Source organism: Micromonospora sp. RP3T (assembly GCF_003027925.1).
In the GTDB taxonomy this organism is placed as follows: domain Bacteria; phylum Actinomycetota; class Actinomycetes; order Mycobacteriales; family Micromonosporaceae; genus Micromonospora.
Genome location: NZ_PYPS01000157.1, coordinates 1 through 546, shown reverse-complemented (window position 1 = coordinate 546; position 546 = coordinate 1). Strand labels below are relative to the sequence as shown.

Below are 546 nucleotides of genomic sequence, written 5' to 3'. Positions count from 1 at the left end.
ATTGTAATTTTGTCTGCTTTGCACATGAAACTTTTAATCATAGCGAGCAAGTCTGCATCCTCAAACTCAGACGTGCTCAGTACCGACTCTTTTCATTCAGTTTATTTTCTTGAATCGATAGCGACGTTTGATGACAACAGCCGAGATATGCAGCTTTCGTATGATGCAGCTTTTCGTTTGAGAGGCGCCCATATACGCTTTGTTTGAACTGAAAACAGCTCTGAATGGGGAGTCGATTCCCCCGACGGAATCGATTCCAACCTTTGGAATCGACTCTCGATTCCCAACGCCTCGGAATCGAGGAATCGAGTCTTTTTGGAATCGATTCCCAGGCCTACAATTTGACAACCATGGATGAAAACTGCTATGATTACTTTCAAAGCATCAATTTGATTTAAACAATAAGTCTACATATTCACATATACTGTTCACAGGGACCATATTGTATTAGCCCTACAGTTACAGCAAGAAATATTTTTAAACCTATTACTATTAACATTTTTACATAACATTTCTTAATTTTATCTTACAATTCTGACTTTTTTT

Annotated in this window: 1 protein-coding gene; it reads left to right on the top strand. The window is 37.9% G+C overall.

Annotated elements, in window-relative coordinates; all coding sequences use genetic code 11:
- The coding region (locus C8054_RS33020) for a hypothetical protein (RefSeq protein ID WP_233220278.1) at positions 1-207 on the top strand (207 nt) is incomplete at its 5' end.
- Positions 208-546: the final 339 nt, after the last annotated feature.